17 protein-coding genes are annotated in these 17,002 nt (G+C 62.9%); 10 read left to right on the forward strand and 7 right to left on the reverse strand.

Features of this window, described 5'->3' with window-relative positions:
• The first annotated feature begins 112 nt into the window (after positions 1–112).
• Both ACR0IR_RS06710 and ACR0IR_RS06715 read left to right on the forward strand, forming a co-directional pair.
• A complete protein-coding gene (locus ACR0IR_RS06710; protein WP_170363373.1) occupies positions 113–838 on the forward strand; it encodes an ArsR/SmtB family transcription factor in 726 nt (241 codons plus the stop codon).
• Positions 839–894: 56 nt separating this feature from the next.
• A complete protein-coding gene (locus ACR0IR_RS06715) occupies positions 895–1,341 on the forward strand; it encodes a YqfO family protein (protein WP_170363372.1) in 447 nt (148 codons plus the stop codon).
• A gap of 38 nt (positions 1,342–1,379) precedes the next feature.
• Here ACR0IR_RS06715 and ACR0IR_RS06720 read toward each other — a convergent pair whose 3' ends face one another.
• The 3 genes from ACR0IR_RS06720 to ACR0IR_RS06730 are packed head-to-tail and all read right to left on the reverse strand — an operon-like array spanning position 1,380 to position 4,803.
• Positions 1,380–2,849, reverse strand: a complete 1,470-nt coding sequence (locus tag ACR0IR_RS06720; protein WP_170363371.1) for a carboxypeptidase M32 — start codon at positions 2,847–2,849, stop codon at positions 1,380–1,382.
• Between the two features lie 4 nt (positions 2,850–2,853).
• Complete coding sequence (gene ctaA / locus ACR0IR_RS06725; protein WP_170363370.1) at positions 2,854–3,999, reverse strand: heme A synthase; 1,146 nt, start codon at positions 3,997–3,999, stop codon at positions 2,854–2,856.
• Between the two features lie 60 nt (positions 4,000–4,059).
• Complete coding sequence (locus ACR0IR_RS06730) at positions 4,060–4,803, reverse strand: RNA methyltransferase (protein WP_170363369.1); 744 nt, start codon at positions 4,801–4,803, stop codon at positions 4,060–4,062.
• 162 nt (positions 4,804–4,965) lie between these two features.
• On the opposite strand from ACR0IR_RS06730, the gene ACR0IR_RS06735 reads away from it, so the two are divergent.
• Entirely contained in the window at positions 4,966–5,595 is a 630-nt protein-coding gene (locus ACR0IR_RS06735) for a thiamine phosphate synthase (RefSeq protein WP_170363368.1), read from the forward strand.
• Here ACR0IR_RS06735 and ACR0IR_RS06740 read toward each other — a convergent pair.
• Entirely contained in the window at positions 5,592–6,728 is a 1,137-nt protein-coding gene (locus ACR0IR_RS06740; RefSeq protein WP_170363367.1) for a HupE/UreJ family protein, read from the reverse strand. The two genes, ACR0IR_RS06735 and ACR0IR_RS06740, sit on opposite strands and share 4 nt — an antisense overlap.
• Positions 6,729–6,871: 143 nt before the next feature.
• Here ACR0IR_RS06740 and ACR0IR_RS06745 point away from each other — a divergent pair, with 143 nt between their 5' ends.
• The 3 genes from ACR0IR_RS06745 to ACR0IR_RS06755 all read left to right on the forward strand — a co-directional run bounded on the left by ACR0IR_RS06745 (position 6,872) and on the right by ACR0IR_RS06755 (position 9,424).
• Positions 6,872–7,765 carry a PfkB family carbohydrate kinase gene (locus ACR0IR_RS06745; protein ID WP_170363366.1) on the forward strand — a complete coding sequence of 298 codons (894 nt, stop codon included), beginning with the start codon at positions 6,872–6,874 and terminating at the stop codon, positions 7,763–7,765.
• Positions 7,762–8,676: a pseudouridine-5'-phosphate glycosidase gene (locus tag ACR0IR_RS06750; protein ID WP_170363365.1), complete on the forward strand. Its 915-nt coding sequence runs from the start codon at positions 7,762–7,764 to the stop codon at positions 8,674–8,676. Before ACR0IR_RS06745 ends, ACR0IR_RS06750 begins: the two co-directional genes overlap by 4 nt.
• Before the next feature lie 70 nt (positions 8,677–8,746).
• Positions 8,747–9,424: a DUF502 domain-containing protein gene (locus tag ACR0IR_RS06755; protein WP_093962217.1), complete on the forward strand. Its 678-nt coding sequence runs from the start codon at positions 8,747–8,749 to the stop codon at positions 9,422–9,424.
• Here the strand turns inward: ACR0IR_RS06755 and ACR0IR_RS06760 are convergent, their stop codons facing one another.
• Positions 9,425–10,453, reverse strand: a complete 1,029-nt coding sequence (locus ACR0IR_RS06760; protein WP_170363364.1) for a patatin-like phospholipase family protein — start codon at positions 10,451–10,453, stop codon at positions 9,425–9,427.
• 28 nt (positions 10,454–10,481) lie between these two features.
• On the reverse strand, positions 10,482–11,255 hold the full coding sequence (locus ACR0IR_RS06765) for a 3-hydroxybutyrate dehydrogenase (protein ID WP_170363363.1): 774 nt from the start codon (positions 11,253–11,255) through the stop codon (positions 10,482–10,484).
• Between the two features lie 314 nt (positions 11,256–11,569).
• Here ACR0IR_RS06765 and ACR0IR_RS06770 point away from each other — a divergent pair, with 314 nt between their 5' ends.
• Positions 11,570–13,396 (forward strand): extracellular solute-binding protein, encoded by a 1,827-nt coding sequence (locus ACR0IR_RS06770; protein WP_170363362.1) that lies wholly within the window; start codon positions 11,570–11,572, stop codon positions 13,394–13,396.
• 478 nt (positions 13,397–13,874) lie between these two features.
• Entirely contained in the window at positions 13,875–14,102 is a 228-nt protein-coding gene (locus ACR0IR_RS06775) for a hypothetical protein (RefSeq protein WP_093962974.1), read from the forward strand.
• Here the strand turns inward: ACR0IR_RS06775 and ACR0IR_RS06780 are convergent.
• Positions 14,099–14,722 (reverse strand): helix-turn-helix domain-containing protein, encoded by a 624-nt coding sequence (locus ACR0IR_RS06780; RefSeq protein ID WP_093962221.1) that lies wholly within the window; start codon positions 14,720–14,722, stop codon positions 14,099–14,101. The two genes, ACR0IR_RS06775 and ACR0IR_RS06780, sit on opposite strands and share 4 nt — an antisense overlap.
• A gap of 65 nt (positions 14,723–14,787) precedes the next feature.
• Here ACR0IR_RS06780 and ACR0IR_RS06785 point away from each other — a divergent pair, with 65 nt between their 5' ends.
• Both ACR0IR_RS06785 and ACR0IR_RS06790 read left to right on the forward strand, forming a co-directional pair.
• Positions 14,788–16,305 (forward strand): class I adenylate-forming enzyme family protein, encoded by a 1,518-nt coding sequence (locus ACR0IR_RS06785; RefSeq protein ID WP_170363361.1) that lies wholly within the window; start codon positions 14,788–14,790, stop codon positions 16,303–16,305.
• Positions 16,302–16,961 carry a DsbA family oxidoreductase gene (locus ACR0IR_RS06790; protein ID WP_170363360.1) on the forward strand — a complete coding sequence of 220 codons (660 nt, stop codon included), beginning with the start codon at positions 16,302–16,304 and terminating at the stop codon, positions 16,959–16,961. Before ACR0IR_RS06785 ends, ACR0IR_RS06790 begins: the two co-directional genes overlap by 4 nt.
• Positions 16,962–17,002 lie beyond the last annotated feature (41 nt).

Raw genomic sequence — 17,002 nt, forward strand, 5'->3', positions numbered from 1 at the left:
TCATTTCAACGACGACGGAGTGGCTCTGCAACAGCAGCCGCTCCTTTTCGTTTCGGCGAATGTCGAAGCGTTCTTTCTGGGGTCAAGCCGGGCTTTGCGATAGGCTCATCCAATGAGACCCGAACCCAGACTCGACATCATCGGCGCCGCCCTCGCCGACCCAACCCGCGCACGCATCCTGTGCGAACTGATGGATGGGCGGGCGTTCACCAACAAGGAGTTGTCCTGCGCAGCCAACATAACGCCGCCAACTGCAACGGCCCATCTCAAGCAGTTGGAGCAGGCCGGCCTGACCACTTCGATACGCAGCGGCAGGCACGTCTATCACCGAATCGCAAACGCACAGGTCGCATCGGCTTTGGAAAAGCTGTCGACGCTAACCCCCAGCGACCATGTCCGACGGGCCGCGAAACCGGACTCGGGCGTCCTGTTGACCCGTTGCTGCTATAACCATCTTGCCGGGCGTCTCGGTGTGTGGATCACGGACAACCTGCTGGATACGGGTGTTCTGCAACTGGCACATGGGGTTCTGGCGCCGGGTCCGCGATATCACGCGTTTCTGACCGATCTCGACCTTGCCCCACCGCGGGTCAACGCCCACAGGCCGATCGCCAATTTCTGTCTGGACTGGACGGAACGCCGCCATCACATCTCAGGACCCTTGGGAATCGCGATTCTGGAAAAAGCTCTGAAAGACAAATGGTTGACGCGCCAGAGGTCCAGTCGCGCCCTGACCATCACGCCGGACGGCAAGATCGCACTGACTCGCCATTTCGGCTTGTCGGACTCCTTGCTCGATTGCCTCGGGCCGTCAGTTCGGTCGATGGCGAAGCGATAAGTCACACTTGAGGTGCAAACCCGGTCATTCTGACGTTGCTTGGTTAGGAGACTGGAATGACCCAAAAAACACAGGACACCGAACGATATCTGACAGACGAAGGTTGGCGCGTGATCGTTCAGGTCCCCGAGGACCGCGCGCAGGCGGTGATTGATGCTGTTTTGGCCGAAGCCAACCTGGTTTACGGGGATTATGATCACGTCACCTTCCGGTCGACGCCCGGAACTCAGAGCTTTCGGTCACTCGGGACCGGACGCAATGCCGTCACCTGCGACACGGTGGATGTTCCCTGCGTCGAAGTCTCGTTCTTTCTGGATAGGTCGGACGGCGTGCGGTCGACCGTGCTGCGCGCAATCTACGCGGCCCATCCCTATGAAGAACCGGTGATCTTTCTGCACCCGTGTTTTCGAACGCTGCACATCCGCGGGCAGGATGAAGACAACCCGAACCGGTTCTGGAACCGGCCTCTGGAAGACTGGGTGCCCGATGCACACCGCAGCTAGATGACCCCCATCATACCCATAGCGGTCATCTTTCCAGATCAAAGGCCGTAGAGCGTGCCAAATTTGTCTTCGAGATAGGCCAACAACGGCTCAGGTCCGGGTTCCATGCCGCTGGCGCGGCGGATGACATCGCGTGGGGCATACAGACCGCCGTGTTGCTGAACATGCTCGCGCAGCCAGCCGGTTGCAGTGGCGGTATCGCCCTGCGCCAGTTGATCGTCCAAGCTTGGAACTGCCGCTCGGAGAGCCTGATACAGACAGCCTGCGTACACATTGCCCAGCGAATAGGTCGGGAAGTAGCCAAACAGACCGACCGACCAATGCACGTCCTGCAGACACCCGTTCGAAGGCTTGTCGACCGCGTAGCCGAAATCGGCATGGAAGCGGTCGTTCCACGCGGCCTCGAGGTCCTTCACCTGCAGTTCGCCCGACATAAGTGCGCGCTCCAGATCGAACCGCAGCATTACGTGCAGATTGTACTGAACCTCGTCCGCTTCGGTTCGGATGTATCCGTTGTGCACCCGGTTTACGGCGGCATAGAAGGCATCTTCATCTGCTATGCCGAAATCGCCGAAGGTGTCCATCATCTGCCGGAACAGCCAGCCCGTGAAGGCGCGCGAGCGGCCCAGCTGATTTTCATAGATGCGGCTCTGGCTTTCATGAACGCCCATTGACACGCCCTGGCCCAGCGGTGTCAGCGCGTAGGCCGGGTCGATGCCCTGCTCATAGCAGGCGTGCCCGACCTCATGGATGGTCGAATAGAAACAGTTGAACGGGTCGGTTTCGCTGGTCCGGGTGGTGACGCGCACGTCGTCGCCGCTGCCCGAACAGAACGGGTGTACGGCCTTGTCCACCCGCCCCCGGTTCAAGTCGTACCCGAAAGTCTCCGCCAGCTTTTGCGTCAGCTTCATCTGGGCCGTTTCGTCAAACGTTCCGGTCACTCCCGCGGGGGACGGCCGGTCAAAAACCGCGGAGCGCAGCGCAACCAGACGCGGGCGCAGGGCGTCGAAGATGCCGGCGATCTGGGCAGCGGTCGTGTAGGGCTCGTAATCCTCGACCAGCGCGTCATAGACATCGCCGCTCTGTGCCAGAGCCGCCCCTTCCTCACGCCGCAGCGCCACGACTTCCTCCAGAACCGGAAGAAACGCGGCAACATCCTCGTCAGCGCGGGCCTGTGCCCACTTGCCCTGCGCGGCCGATGTCACGCGGGCGATGGCCGTGGCAAGATCGGCGGGCACCTTGACCGTGCGCTCGTATGTGCGACGGATTTCGCGCAACTGCGCCTGACCAACCTCGGTGTCGGCATGGGCATTCTCCAGCCACTCGGCCACGCGCGGATCCGAACGGCGCGCATGCAACACGGCTTCGATTGCGGCCATCTCCTCGGCGCGCTGGTTGGCGGCCCCGCGCGGCATGACGGTCTCCTGATCCCAGCCCAGGCGCCCGGCGATCTGTGCCAGGGCCGAGGTTTCGCGCTGAAAGGCCATCAGGTCATTGAATGCAGTCATTGGGTCAAGCTCCGCGCAGCGAGGTTGCGATGGGATAAGCGGTCAGGAACCGGGCGCGCAGGATCAGGGTCCAGACGACCACGGCCATAAACTGGTGAAAGATGGCGATCTTCCAGGGCGCGCCATAGACCACGGTGAGGATGCCTACGACCACCTGCAGCGAAAGCGCCGCGAACATGGCGTTGAAGGCGAACCGGGTCTGCGGGTGGGCGCTGCAGCTGCCGCGTCGCCAGACGAAGATGCCGAAGGCGAACAGCACATAGCCCACGCAGCGGTGGATGAACTGCACCAGCCCCGGACTTTCGAAAAAGTTGCGCCACATCGGTTCAAGCGCGGTGGCGTCCGGCGGCAGCAGTTGCCCGCCGATCAGCGGCCAGTCGGTATAGGACCGGCCGGCGTCGATACCCGCCACCAATGCACCGATCAGGATCTGCAGAAAGGCAAAGTGCAGCAGCCCGGTCGACAGCGAGAACAGCCGCGCCTCTTTCGCGCGACGGGCCTGCATCAGGTCGCGTTCCTCGCGCCCCAGCATGAAGATGTACCAGGCCAGAAAGCCCAGGATCACGAACGCGAGGCCAAGATGGGTGGCCAGACGATAACTGGCAACGGCGGTCATCCCTTCGCCCTGCGTCACCCCCGAGGCCACCATCCACCAACCGACGGCGCCCTGCACGCCGCCCAGCAGTCCGGGGATCGCAAGGCGCCCGGTCCAGCCTGCGGGGATCTTGCGCAGCACCAGAAAGCCAAAGAACCCAAGCGCCCAGACCAGGCCGATCACGCGGCCCAGTTGCCGGTGACCCCATTCCCACCAGTAGATGGTCTTGAAGTCATCCAGCTCCATCCACTGGTTCATGATGCGCCACTGGTCGATCTGTTTGTACTTGTCGAACTCGGCCTGCCAGTCGGCCCCGGACATCGGCGGGATCGCTCCGGTGACCGGTCGCCATTCGGTGATCGACAGGCCGCTGTCGGTCAGGCGGGTCAGCCCACCCACCGCGATCATCACGACGACAAGCGCGAACAAGATCATCAGCCAGATACGGATGGCCTTGCGTGCACCGCCCCGGCCGCGGTCGATCATGCCGGGCTGGACCGTTTCCTGCTTTTGTTCACCCGAGACTTCTTCGAAGATGCTGCGCTTGCCGCTCATGCTGTCCTCATGTCCTTGATTTTCCCGCAAGCTAGGGCCAGTGCCCGGGAAGGTCCAGCCTCAGCCCTTGTCCTTCCAGCGGACCATCTGACGCATGATCCCGTGCAGCATCTGCACATCGGCCCGCGTCATGCGCATGCGCGACCACAGGTTGCGCAGGTTCACCTTCATCCCTTCGGCCTTTTCCGGCGGGTAGAAGAACCCGGCCTCGTCCAGCCGCTGCTCATAATGCTCGACCAGTCTCTCGACCTCGATGCCGGTGGCCCAGTCGCCTTTGCCCAGATCGGTGGCCTCGTGCACCACGTCGCCGGTCTGGCGCATCCACTCATAGGCGGTCAGCAACACGCACTGCCCCAGGTTCAGCGAGGCGTATTCGGGGTTCACAGGCACCGAGATGATCGCATTGGCCTTGGCGATGTCTTCATTCTCCAACCCTGCCCGCTCCGGCCCGAACAGCACGGCCACCTTTTCGCCCGCCGCCACCTTTTGGGCCGCGATCTGCATGGCACGCTCGGGGCTGTAGACGGGTTTGGTCAAGCCGCGCTGACGGGCGGTGGTGGCGAAAACGTATGTGCGGTCGCCCAACGCGCCGGCCAGATCGTCGAACAGCTGCGCCTCGTCCAGCAGCCGCCCGGCACCGCTCGACATGGCCACGGCCTTGGGGTTGGGCCAGCCGTCGCGTGGGGCGACGATGCGCATCCGGTCCAGGCCGAAATTCCACATCGCCCGCGCCGCGGCGCCGATGTTTTCGCCCATCTGCGGGCGGACAAGCACGAATGAGGGCTGGGGTCTGTCGCTGGGCATTCTGATCTCCGAAAGTTGCGCCTGCCATACTGCCGCCGCTGGCACAGGGCAAGCCCGGCCGCCCTGCCCGATTGCAATTCACACGGTCTGCGGGCAATAAAGTTTGCTTCGCCGCCGCAATCGGCTAAACCGCGCCAAAGACCAACCGCGAAGGATCCACCAATGGACACCCCCGAGCAGCCTCAGATCTATCTGATCACCCCGCCGACCATCGACCCGGCCACCTTTCCCGACCGGCTGGCCCGCGTTCTGGACGGTACCGAGATCGCCTGCATCCGACTTGCGCTGGCTGGCAGCGATGAGGATGTCATCGCCCGCGCAGCCGACGCCTGCCGCGAGGTGGCCCATGCGCGCGACGTGGCGCTGGTGATCTCGAACCATGTCCTGTTGGCGCAACGGCTGGGGCTGGACGGGGTGCATCTGGACGATGCTGCCCGCTCGGTCCGGGCCGCGCGCAAAGAGCTGGGGGCGGATGCTATCGTGGGCAGTTTCTGCGGAACCTCGCGCCATGATGGGATGAACGCGGGCGAAGCCGGGGTTGACTATGTGGCCTTTGGGCCCGTTGGAGAGGTGTCCTTGGGCAAAGGGACCCGTGCCGAGCGTGATCTGTTCCAATGGTGGTCCGAGATGATCGAGGTTCCGGTTGTCGCCGAAGGCGGCCTGGCACCCGAACTGGTTGCCGAACTGGCTGAATGTACCGACTTCTTCGGTATCGGAGACGAGATCTGGACCGCAGAGGACCCGCTCAGCGCGCTGAACACGCTGATCGCGCCGATGAAAACCGGCGGTTAGGACATAACCGCCCAGTACAGCCCCAAGCCCGCCAACAACAGCGAGGCGACCGTGGAAATTCGGCCGCGCAGCCTGGGCGAATCCGGCAAGAGCACGGTCAGGGTGGCGAGGATCAGGATCGCGACTCCGCTCAGCGCCAACAGGATGCCAGCTGCAAAACCCAGCACCGCCGGCGCGACATGATGCGGCGGCACACCCAGGCGCGACGATGCTTCTGACAGTGTAAGGCCAAGGACCGCACCGGCCGCCAAAAGGAACAGCACGCGCCAGACCCCCAACCGGTCGGTGACGAGGTTCCAAAGCGCCAACAAGGCGATGGCCGCCGGCACGACCGGCCACGGCAGGAACGGCCTCGCATTCAACACGTCGAACATCCCAAGCGGCAGCGTCAACAGAACGCCCAGCCCCAGCGCGGCAAGCTGAACAACGACCGGGCGCAACTTCAGTGACAAGAAAACCAGCACCGAGGCCAGCGCCAGAAGCTGTGCCCCCGCGCCCGCGACATGCAGCAGCCCGGCCCGGAAAAAAGCCTCGGCCGCTTGCTGCGCCCCCAGCCCGGCCCCGCCTGCCAAGGGAATGCGAGGACTGACCTCGCCGCCGCTCAGAAACCCGGTATAGGGCGCCTCGACCCCTTGCTGGCGCAAGACCACGGGGCCGATCCCTTCAGGCCAGGTCAGGCGCAGGCTGCTTGCATCAGGCGGCAGAGGACCGGCCAGCAGCACTCGGGAAATCCGCGGCACGTCAGGATTGCCGACCACCGGAATACTTGCGCCTTCATAGGACAACGCAACCGGCCCGTTCACGTCAATCTGCAAGGATTGCTTCCAATTCGTCACAAAATCGTGGACGTGTTCCTCAAGCTCGGACGAGACCAGCCGACGCAACTGTGCGTAACGCGCGCTCCCGCCGCCGCCGCCCTTCGCGACCTCTTGCGGATCGACCCCGGCCAGAACGGCCTCGGCGTTCATGGCGATTTCGACCAGAAGCCGACCGTCCCGGACCTGAAAGTCAACGATTGTCCGTCCGCTCTGTTGCGCCCATGCCGGCATTGCCAAAAAAATACATGCCAGCAATGGCGCAATGATCGAGGCGCGAAACCGCAGGAAGGTCAGCAAACGGATATTGAGACCCATCCGAAAATATCCAAAAGAACCAAAAAACACTGTGTCTGAGTGTTTCGTCCTTCCAAACAATTGGCAAGCCAAATCGCCGACGCGGACCCAGCCCGCGCAGCTTCCGGCTTGCGCGCGCCCTGCGCCTGCGGCATGACGAGGAAATGACTCAGAACAGCGACATCCTGTGCATCGGATCCGTCCTGTGGGACGTGATCGGACGATCCGCCAGCCACATGCGGCAAGGATCGGACGTGCCCGGCCGCATCACGCGCCTGCCCGGTGGCGTGGCGATGAACATCGCCATGACCCTTGTGCGCTTCGGCATGACCCCGACCCTTCTGACCGCCATCGGCAGCGACCCCGAGGGCGACGAGTTGGTCCATGCCTGCAAGCGGCTCGGTATGGACACGACCCATATCTATCGCTCGCAGGACCTGCCCACCGACCGTTACATGGCGGTCGAAGGCGCAAACGGACTGATCGCCGCCATTGCCGACGCCCATTCGCTGGAGGCTGCTGGCGCCAAGATCCTGCGCCCGCTGATCCATGGCCCGCTGGGCTATGAAAACACCCCGTTCGAAGGGCAGATCGCGCTGGACGGCAACCTGACGCTGGACCTTCTGGAAGAAATCGCCGTCAGCCCGGCCTTCGCTCGTGCCGACCTACGCGTCGCCCCGGCCTCGCCCGGCAAGGCCGAGCGGCTGCTGCCGTTCCTCAAGCACAGCCGGGCCACGCTGTATGTGAACCTCGAAGAAGCCGGGCTGCTGTGCCAGCGCGAGTTCGACGATTCCGAATCCGCTGCCCGCGCCCTGCTGGACCGAGGTGCGCTGCGTGCGCTGGTGACCGACGGGGGCAACTCGGCCACCGTGGCCAGTGCCGAAGCGGTCATCACCCAGAAACCCCCGTCGGTTCTGGTCACGCGCGTGACCGGCGCAGGCGACACGTTCATGGCGGCCCATATCGCCGCCGAAGCCAATGGCGCCAGCATTGACGAGGCGCTGACCCGCGCCTTGCATGCCGCTGCAACCTATGTATCCGGAGAGACCCCCCTGTGATCGACATCCAGTATTCCGCCGAAGTGCGCGCGGCCAAGGACGACGGAACCCCCATCGTTGCCTTGGAGAGCACCATCATCACCCACGGCATGCCCTACCCTCAGAACATCGAGGTGGCGGCCCAGGTCGAGCAGGACATCCGCGACGCGGGCGCCGTTCCGGCCACGATCGCGGTGATCGACGGCCGGCTGCATGTGGGGCTGGAACCCGATCAGTTGAAGGATTTGGGACAGGCGCAGGGCGTGGCCAAGATTTCGCGCGCGGATATGGCAGCCTGCATCGCTTCGGGCGGAACCGGGGCCACCACCGTTGCCGCCACGATGATCGCCGCCCATTTCGCGGGGATCCAGGTCTTTGCCACCGGCGGCATCGGCGGGGTGCATCGCGGCGCAGAAACCAGCTTTGACATCTCGGCCGACCTGCACGAACTGGCGCAGACGCCGGTCACAGTCGTGGCCGCCGGGGCCAAGGCCATCCTCGATCTGGCCAAAACGCTCGAAGTGCTTGAGACACTGGGCGTGCCGGTCATCGCCCATGGGCAGGATGAATTCCCAGCCTTCTGGTCGGCCAAGTCGCCCTTTGCCGCGCCCCTGCGGATGGACACGGCCGAGCAGATCGCCAAGGCCCATGCGACGCGCCGCGCGCTGGGTCTGCCCGGCGGACAACTGGTGGCCAACCCGATCCCGTTGGCCGACCAGATCCCGTCCGAGGAACTGGACCCGATCATTGCCTCGGCGCAGCAGGACGCCGAAGCGCATCGCATCACCGGCAAAGCCGTCACGCCCTATCTGCTGCAGCGCATCTACGAGCGGACCGAAGGCCGATCGCTGATCGCCAACATCGCCCTGGTGCGCAACAATGCGCGCCTTGCGGCTGGTATCGCCAAGGCTTTGAAGGCTCAGGCTGACTGAACGTCAAACGGACCTATTGTACCAAGACGCCGGACTGATTAACTAGTCCGGCAAACCGCTCGGAACCGCGATGAACACACCGTTTGATGAAGAACCCCACCGCCGCCCCGGCCTGCTGTCGCGGCTACGCGCATCGTTTCTGACGGGTATCGTCGTCATCGCACCGGTCTGGCTGACGCTGTGGCTGATCCTGTCGGTGGTCGGTTGGATCGACAGCGCGGTCCTGCCCCTGATCCCACACCAGTTCCGCCCCGAGCAATATGTTGGCATCAACCTGCGCGGCGTGGGCGTGCTGTTCTTCCTGATCTTCACGGTTCTGGTCGGCTGGATCGCCAAAGGTATCCTGGGCCGGTCACTGATCCATTTTGCCGAAAGCCTGGTCAACCGGATGCCCGTCGTCCGGTCGATCTATTCCGGGATCAAGCAGATCTCGGAAACCGTTTTTGCCCAGACCGAGCGGTCGTTCGAGAAGGCCTGCCTGGTGCAGTATCCCCGCCGGGGCATCTGGGCCATCGGCTTCGTCTCGACCGAGGCCAAAGGCGAGATCAACAAACGCGCCGAAACCGGCGGCGGTCTGCTGAGCGTGTTCATCCCAACCACGCCGAACCCGACTTCGGGTTTTCTGCTGTTCTTCCCCGAGGAAGACGTGATCCTGCTGGACATGTCGATCGAGGATGCCGCCAAGCTGGTGATCTCGGCCGGGCTGGTCTATCCGAACCAGAAAGACCCAACCCAGCCGCCCGAGTGATCAGCCGAACATCGCGGGCAGATCAACGGTGCTGCGCACTCCCAGATCGGGCTTGTGATCGGCCAGAAACCGGTCGGCCGCGGCCCGTCCGGCCTGTTTCAGGCCGTGCAGAACCACCGGGTTGGGCACCGTCTTGGTCGCCACCGACAGGCTGTTCATCAGGGCGTTATCGGCAATCATGTGCACGAAGACCCGGCTCATCTCGCCCGCCTGCAGTTTGCCATCGGCCAGCAGGCGCTGCACGAAGTTGATCGCCCGCAACTCGCGCAGAAGGGACGAATTGAAGCTGATCTCGTTGATCCGGTTCTGAATCTGCTGCGGGGTCTTGGGAACCTCGTCGCGCTCCAGCGGGTTGATGTTCACGATCACCACATCTTCGGGCAGGCCCGCGTTGAACAGCGGAAACAGCGCCGGGTTGCCGGTATAGCCGCCATCCCAATAGGCTTCGGTCCGGTCGGTTTCGGGGTCGTGGATTTCAACCGCCTGGAACAGGTTCGGCAGGCAGGCCGAGGCGAGAATCGCGTCAGTCGTCACCTCATCGCCCGTGAAAACACGGATCTTGCCGCTGCGCACACAGGTGGCGCAGACGAACAGGCGTGGCCCCTGATCGGCGCAGACCTCGCCAAAATCAAACGCCTCGACCACCGGGGCCAGCGGATTGCGGTAGAACGGTCCATAGGCATAGGGCGACACCATCCGCGACCAGGTATCAGCCACCGAGAACGGCAGGGAATACTCCATCGCCTGCGCGATCTGGGCGGGTTCCATCCCGGCCAGCCAGTTTGCGATACGCATGTCGCCCACCGCGCCCATCCTCTCCCACAGGGCGTTCAGGGTCTCGCGCGCGCCATCGCGACCGGCATGAACCATGCCGGCCTTGAACGCGGCTCCGTTCAGCGCCCCGGCCGAGGTTCCGGTAATCGCCGCAACCTCGATGTCTTCGTCGTCCAGCAGACGGTCCAGCACGCCCCAGGTAAAGGCGCCATGCGCGCCGCCGCCCTGCAGGGCAAGATTGATGCGCTTTACCATGTCCGCCGGCCCCGGCGCGCGCCGCGGATCACAACGCGGTCCAGCCGCCGTCGACCGAGATCGTAGTGCCGGTGATCTGGGCCGCGGCGTCCGAGCACAGGAACACGGTGGTTCCACCCAGCTGTTCGACAGTCGCGAACTCTTTCGAGGGTTGCCGTTCGAGCATGACGTTCTTGATCACGTCCTCGCGGCTCATGTTGTATTCCTTCATCGTGTCGGGGATCTGCGCCTCGACCAACGGCGTCAGCACATAGCCCGGACAGATGGCGTTGCAGGTGATGGGCTCCTGCGCGGTTTCCAGCGCAACAGTCTTGGTCATGCCGACGACCCCGTGCTTGGCCGCCACATAAGCCGCCTTGTAGGGCGATGCAGTCAGCCCATGCGCCGAGGCGATGTTGACGATCCGCCCCCACCCGGCCTTGCGCATCATCGGCAGCGCCGCCGCCATTGTGTGAAAGGCCGAGTTCATGTTGATGGCGATGATCGCGTCCCATTTCTCGACCGGGAACTGGTCGATCGGCGCGACGTGCTGAATGCCTGCGTTGTTGACCAGGATGTCGCAGGCTCCGGCCTGTTCGATCAGCGCGCGGCACTCCTCGCCCTTGGACATGTCGGCCTTGATGTAGCGCGCGTTGGTTCCGGTCTCCTTGCTGATCTCGGCCGCCAGCGCGTGATCTTCATCGCGGTCGGTGAACGAGTTCAGAACCACGTCGGCCCCCGCCTTGGCCAATTCGCGCGCAATGCCCAACCCGATGCCCGAGTTCGATCCGGTGATGATTGCTGTTTTTCCCGACAGGTTCATTTTGGGTCTCCCACAGACTCATGATTTGGAGACACAGTGCCATGCTGCACCTGCAAAATAAACGGGGAAAGACCCGGTTGCGGATACGGTCGATTTATGGGCTGGAATCTCAGAGCTCGAGGCAGAAAAAAACGCCCGCACGAAGCGGGCGTTAAGTTATTGAGGCAGGTTTCATACAGGCAAGAAACCTATCGAGCAGTGGAACCTTTATAAGCAATTCCGCGCCGTCATCCAAGCTAAAAGTTTGATAATAAGAAAAATCATCGGTACGGTGAATCCCAACAAAATAAGGCCAGAGCAGGATTGTTTCCAAAATGAGCCCCGATATTCTCCGTCCCATCCGCCCGTTGATCGCGGGAATCGCTGCCTCGGTTGTCGCCACGTTAGCGCAAGCAGAATCGACCCATGGCATAGCTATGTATGGAGACCCGGCCCTACCACCGGATTTTGTGTCGCTGCCTTATGCCAACCCCGACGCGCCCAAGGGCGGTAAGGTCGTGTTCGGCAATACCGGCGGCTATAACAGTCTCAACCCGTTTGTGCAAAAAGGCACCGCTCCGTGGCAGCTGAGATTTTGGACCCACGAGGGGTTGATGGGACGTTCCTGGGACGAACCTTTCACTCTTTACGGGCTTTTGGCCGAATCAATCGACACCGCACCGGACCGATCCTGGGTCGAATTCACCCTGCGTGAGACTGCCCGATTCTCCGACGGATCTCCGGTCACGGTAGACGATGTGATCTGGTCCTACGAAACCCTCGGAACGCAGGGGCATCTGCGCTATCGCGGTTTGTGGTCCAAGATCGACAGCATTCAGCAAACCGGACCACGCTCGGTCCGGATCATCTTCAACGAGCCAGACCGCGAGCTGGCCCTGATCGCAGGGCTGCGGCCGATCCTCAAGAAGGCCCAATGGGAGGGCAAGGATTTCGCCGAGGCAGCGCTCCAAGATGTCCCGATCGGCACCGGCCCCTATGTCATCGATGACTACGAGGCCGGGCGTTTCGTGAACCTCAAACGCAATCCGGATTATTGGGGCAACGATGTGCCGTTCCGCCGGGGCACCATGAATTTCGACGAGATGCGGTTGGAGTTCTACGGCGACCAGACGGTTCTGTTCGAGGCCTTCAAGGCCGGCGCGCTGTCGGCCGTCCGCGAGTTCAACGCCGACAAATGGGCCACGCAATACGATTTCCCGGCCGTTCAGCGCGGTGATGTCATCAAAACCGAGATCCCACATAAAAAGCCCTCGGGCATGACAGGTCTGGTCATGAACACGCGCAAAGCGCGCTTTGACGATTGGCGCGTGCGCGAGGCGCTGACGCTTGCGTTCAATTTTGAATTCATCAACGGCACGATCACGGGCGGGGCTCAGCCTCGGATCACCTCGTATTTCTCGGGGTCTGAACTGGCGATGCAGCCTGGCCCGGCAACCGGTCGGGTGGCTGAGATGTTGCAGCCCTACGCGGCTGATCTGCCTCCGGGAACTCTGGAAGGGTATGTTCTGCCCGAAGGCGACGACTCGGTTCGCAACCGAAAGGACATCCGCAAGGCGGCAGATCTGCTGGAGCAAGCCGGATGGACAATCCAGGACGGCGTGCTGAAGAACGCAGCGGGAGAGCCGCTCAAGATAACTCTCGTCATCAGTCAGGGGAGCTTGAATGTGGTTCAGAACGTGGATGCGATTGCCGAGATGTATGCCCGCGCGCTGGAACGGCTGGGGATCGAGCTTACCGTCGACAAGGTGGATGACGCACAATACACCCAGCGGGTGTCCGAGCTGGATTTCGACATGACCCCGTTCCGCCGCGCGCTGTCGCTGTCGCCGGGCAACGAACAACGCCTCTACTGGGGCAGCGAAGGCGCGGATGCTTCAGGGACACGCAACCTGATGGGGGTCACCTCTCCGGCAGTGGATGGGCTGATCGATGCGATGCTGGCCTCGGAAAGCCGTGAGGATTTCGTGGCCGCCACCCGCGCGCTTGACAGGGTTCTGACCGCCGGACGGTATGTCATTCCGATCTGGAGCTTTGACGTTGGCCGCATCGCCCATGTGAAGGAAATGAAGCATCCTCAGATCTTGCCAATCTACGGCGACGGACCGCAGTTCATGCCCGATGTCTGGTGGTACGAGGAGTAGCAGGCAACCGGTAGGGGCTTGAGCCCCTGCCCATTTCAAGTGATGCCCTTGGCACGGATCGGACGCTGCGCGGGCGTCGGCAATTTTCAGCACATGTGACCAAACACCAAAAAGGCGATCAAACAACCCCGCTGGCCGCTACTTCTAGAGCATTTGGCTACTTTTTGCGGATGGAGCGGTTGTCACCACGATATCTCGCAATCCAAGTGAGGATCGACGCAACGGACACCTGCACCGAAAACAGATTTCTTAGATAGATCAAAGCCCTGTATTCGGCGCAGTCCAGAGTGCGAGTACTTGAACGATCGCCAAAACCGACAGGGAGTGGGAAAACGGGCCGAGCACGGCGTGAAAAACCGCTTTGATTTTCCAGCGCCCTAACCTGCGACATTTTGTCATGTCTTCGCGCGGGCTGCGCGATCCGTACGCTGGTCTGGGGAAGAGCAGTCCTGAAACCCGAACCACGGAAGGCTCGCAGATGTTGAACTGGACTGATTTGACACAAGATTGGAGCGCGTCCTACGCACGTGCCAAGCGCCGTTTTCCGAACCTGCGCGATCAGGATATGGCGCGCGTGAGGACGGACAGGAAACGCTTTGAGGCCTATCTGGCCGAGCGGCACCACCTGACGGTGAACGAGGCCCATGAAGAGGTCGAGGATTTCCTTTACACCGAAGGCCTGAACCGCGAGCTTGCCCGGCGTTAGGCCAGCGACGTGACCCACAGGATGGTCGCATCCTCATCGCTTACCGAGATCACGTTGTGCCCCATGCTGCCGTCGTAATAGGCGCTGTCGCCCCGACGCATCTCAACCGGTTCATAAAACTCGGTGTACAGGCGGATCACGCCAGTCAGCACATACAGGAATTCTTCACCATCGTGACGCACCCAGCCGTCGAACTCGTCCATTGACCGGGCGCGCACGCGGGCCCGATAGGGCAGCATCTGCTTCTTGGTCAGCGTTTCGGCCAGCAACTCGTGCTCGTAGGTCGTTGTGGCGTGCGCGGTGCCTTCACCCATCTTGGTCACTGCCATGCGACCGATCACTTGATCCCGCTCGGGCGGGGTGAACAGCTGCGGTACAGAGATTTCGAGACCGATCGCCAGTTTCTTGAGCGCGTCATAGGTCGGCGACATTTGGCCATTTTCGATCTTGCTGAGCGTGGACCGGGCCAACCCGGCCTGGTTCGCCGCCTGCTCGAGGGTCCATTTCCGCGCCTTGCGCAGTTCACGCACGCGGGCACCCAGATCTACCGGCTCCAGCTCGGTGCGGGAACCGTTGTCGCGGGCGATGCGTACGATGGATTTGTGGTCTTTGCTCGTCATGCGTCATTCTATAGGGCCAGCGCCGCGCGCTTGCAACGCGTGACAAAGGGCAATAGCCAAGGCGCATGTTGTCGATCTTCGATCAGGGGCCGCCGACGCCCTGCCCCGCGCTGTTCAACCTGGCCGCCCATGTGTTGCGCCGCGCCGATGCCACGCCCGACAAGGTGGCCCTGTCCGTGCTGCGCCCTGACGGTTCGGACGACTGGACCTTTGCGAAGTTGAAATCCGCGGTTCTGGGCACCGGAACCGGGCTGCTGCGTGCGGGCCTGGTGCCCGGCGACATCGTGCTGATGCGTCTGGGCAATACGGTCGATTTTCCCATAGCCTATCTCGGGGCGATCGCCGTCGGGCTGATCCCGGTACCGACCTCCTCGCAACTGACCGAGCCGGAAACGGAGCGGATGATCCGGGAACTGTCTCCAGCCGCCATTCTGCGCGATCCGTCCGTGAACTGCGCCACGCATCCCAACCAGATCGGCCTGACCGACCTTGCCGCCATGCGCAACCTGCCGCCCGCGTCGTTCGACATGGGCGATCCGGAACGCATGGCCTATGTCGTCTATACCTCGGGCACCTCGGGCAAACCACGCGCCGTGGCCCATGCGCATCGGGCGATCTGGGCGCGGCAGATGATGGTCGATGGCTGGTACGGCCTGCGTGAGGCCGACCGCCTGTGCCACGCGGGCGCGTTCAACTGGACCTACACGTTGGGCACCGGCCTGTTGGACCCGTGGACCATCGGCGCCACCGCGCTGATCCCCGAACCCGGAACCGACCCGACCGCCTTGCCCGGGTTGCTGCGCCGCCACCACGCCTCGATCTTTGCGGCCGCCCCCGGCGTGTACCGCAAGATGCTGAATGCGGCGGACACGCTGCCCCTGCCCGATCTGCGCCACGGCCTGAGCGCCGGCGAGAAACTGTCGCGCGCCCTGCACGAACGCTGGGTACAGGCCACCGGGACCGAGCTGTACGAGGCCTATGGCATGTCGGAATGCTCGACCTTCATCTCATCCAGCCCATCCCACCCCGCGCGCGGCGATGCGCTGGGCCAGCCTCAACCGGGGCGCCGCGTGGCGATCCTGGGGCCTGACGGGCCGGTTCCGCAGGGGCAGGAAGGCACCATCGCCATTCACCGCTCGGACCCGGGGCTGATGCTGACCTACCTCAACGCCCCGGACGAGGCCCGCGCGCGCATGCAGGGCGACTGGTTCCTGACCGGCGATCAGGGCGCGATGGCCGTGGATGGGCAGATCACCTATCTGGGGCGCGACGACGACATGATGAACGCCGGCGGCTATCGCGTGTCCCCGGTCGAGGTCGAATCCGTCCTGTCGCGGTTTCCCGGAATCGCTCAGGTCGGCGCGGCGGCGGTCGAGGTCAAACCGGACACTTTCGTGATCGCCGCCTTCTATTCCGGGCCGGAAAAACTGGACGAAACCGCCCTGCGCGCTTATGTCGAGGCCAACCTGGCGCGCTACAAGCAACCCCGCGCCTTCATCCACCTTCCCGAACTGCCCACCGGGGGCAACGGAAAACTCCTGCGCCGCGCATTGCCGGCCTATTTCAAGGCACCCGAAGAATGACCCAGACCGTCAAGCTTGATATCCTGTCCGACCCGATCTGCCCGTGGTGCTATATCGGCAAGACCAACCTGGACAAGGCGCTGGCCTCGGTCCCGGACCATCCGTTCGTGATCGAATGGCATCCGTTCCAGCTGAACCCCGACATGCCCGAAGGCGGCATGGACAGGCGCGAATACCTGGAACGCAAATTCGGTGGCAAGGAGGGTGCGGTTCGCGCCTATGCGCCGGTGGTGGAGCATGCCGAAAAGGCCGGCCTGAACATCGATTTCGAGGCCATGAAACGCACTCCGAACACGCTGGACGCCCATCGCCTGATCCATTGGGCAGGGATCGAGGGCAAGCAGAACCAGGTGGTGGATGCGCTGTTCACTGCGTATTTCGTGCAGGGCCGCGACATCGGCGACCACGAGGTTTTGGCCGACATCGCCGACAGCGTGGGCATGGACGCCGCAGTTGTTCTGAAGCTGCTGAAATCCGACGCCGACCGGGACGACATTCGTCAGCGGGATACGCACTCGCGTGAGAAGGGCGTAAACTCGGTCCCCACCTTCATCGTCGACAACCAGCACGCGGTCCCTGGGGCGCAACCACCGGAATTGTGGGCGCAAGTGATCGGCGAAATCATGTCTCAGCTTGAGCCTTCCTCTGCAGAATAGCACAGAGTTCTGTGCGCGATTGCACCTAGCCCACCTTGCCC

It is taken from the genome of Ruegeria sp. CF2 (assembly GCF_056537385.1).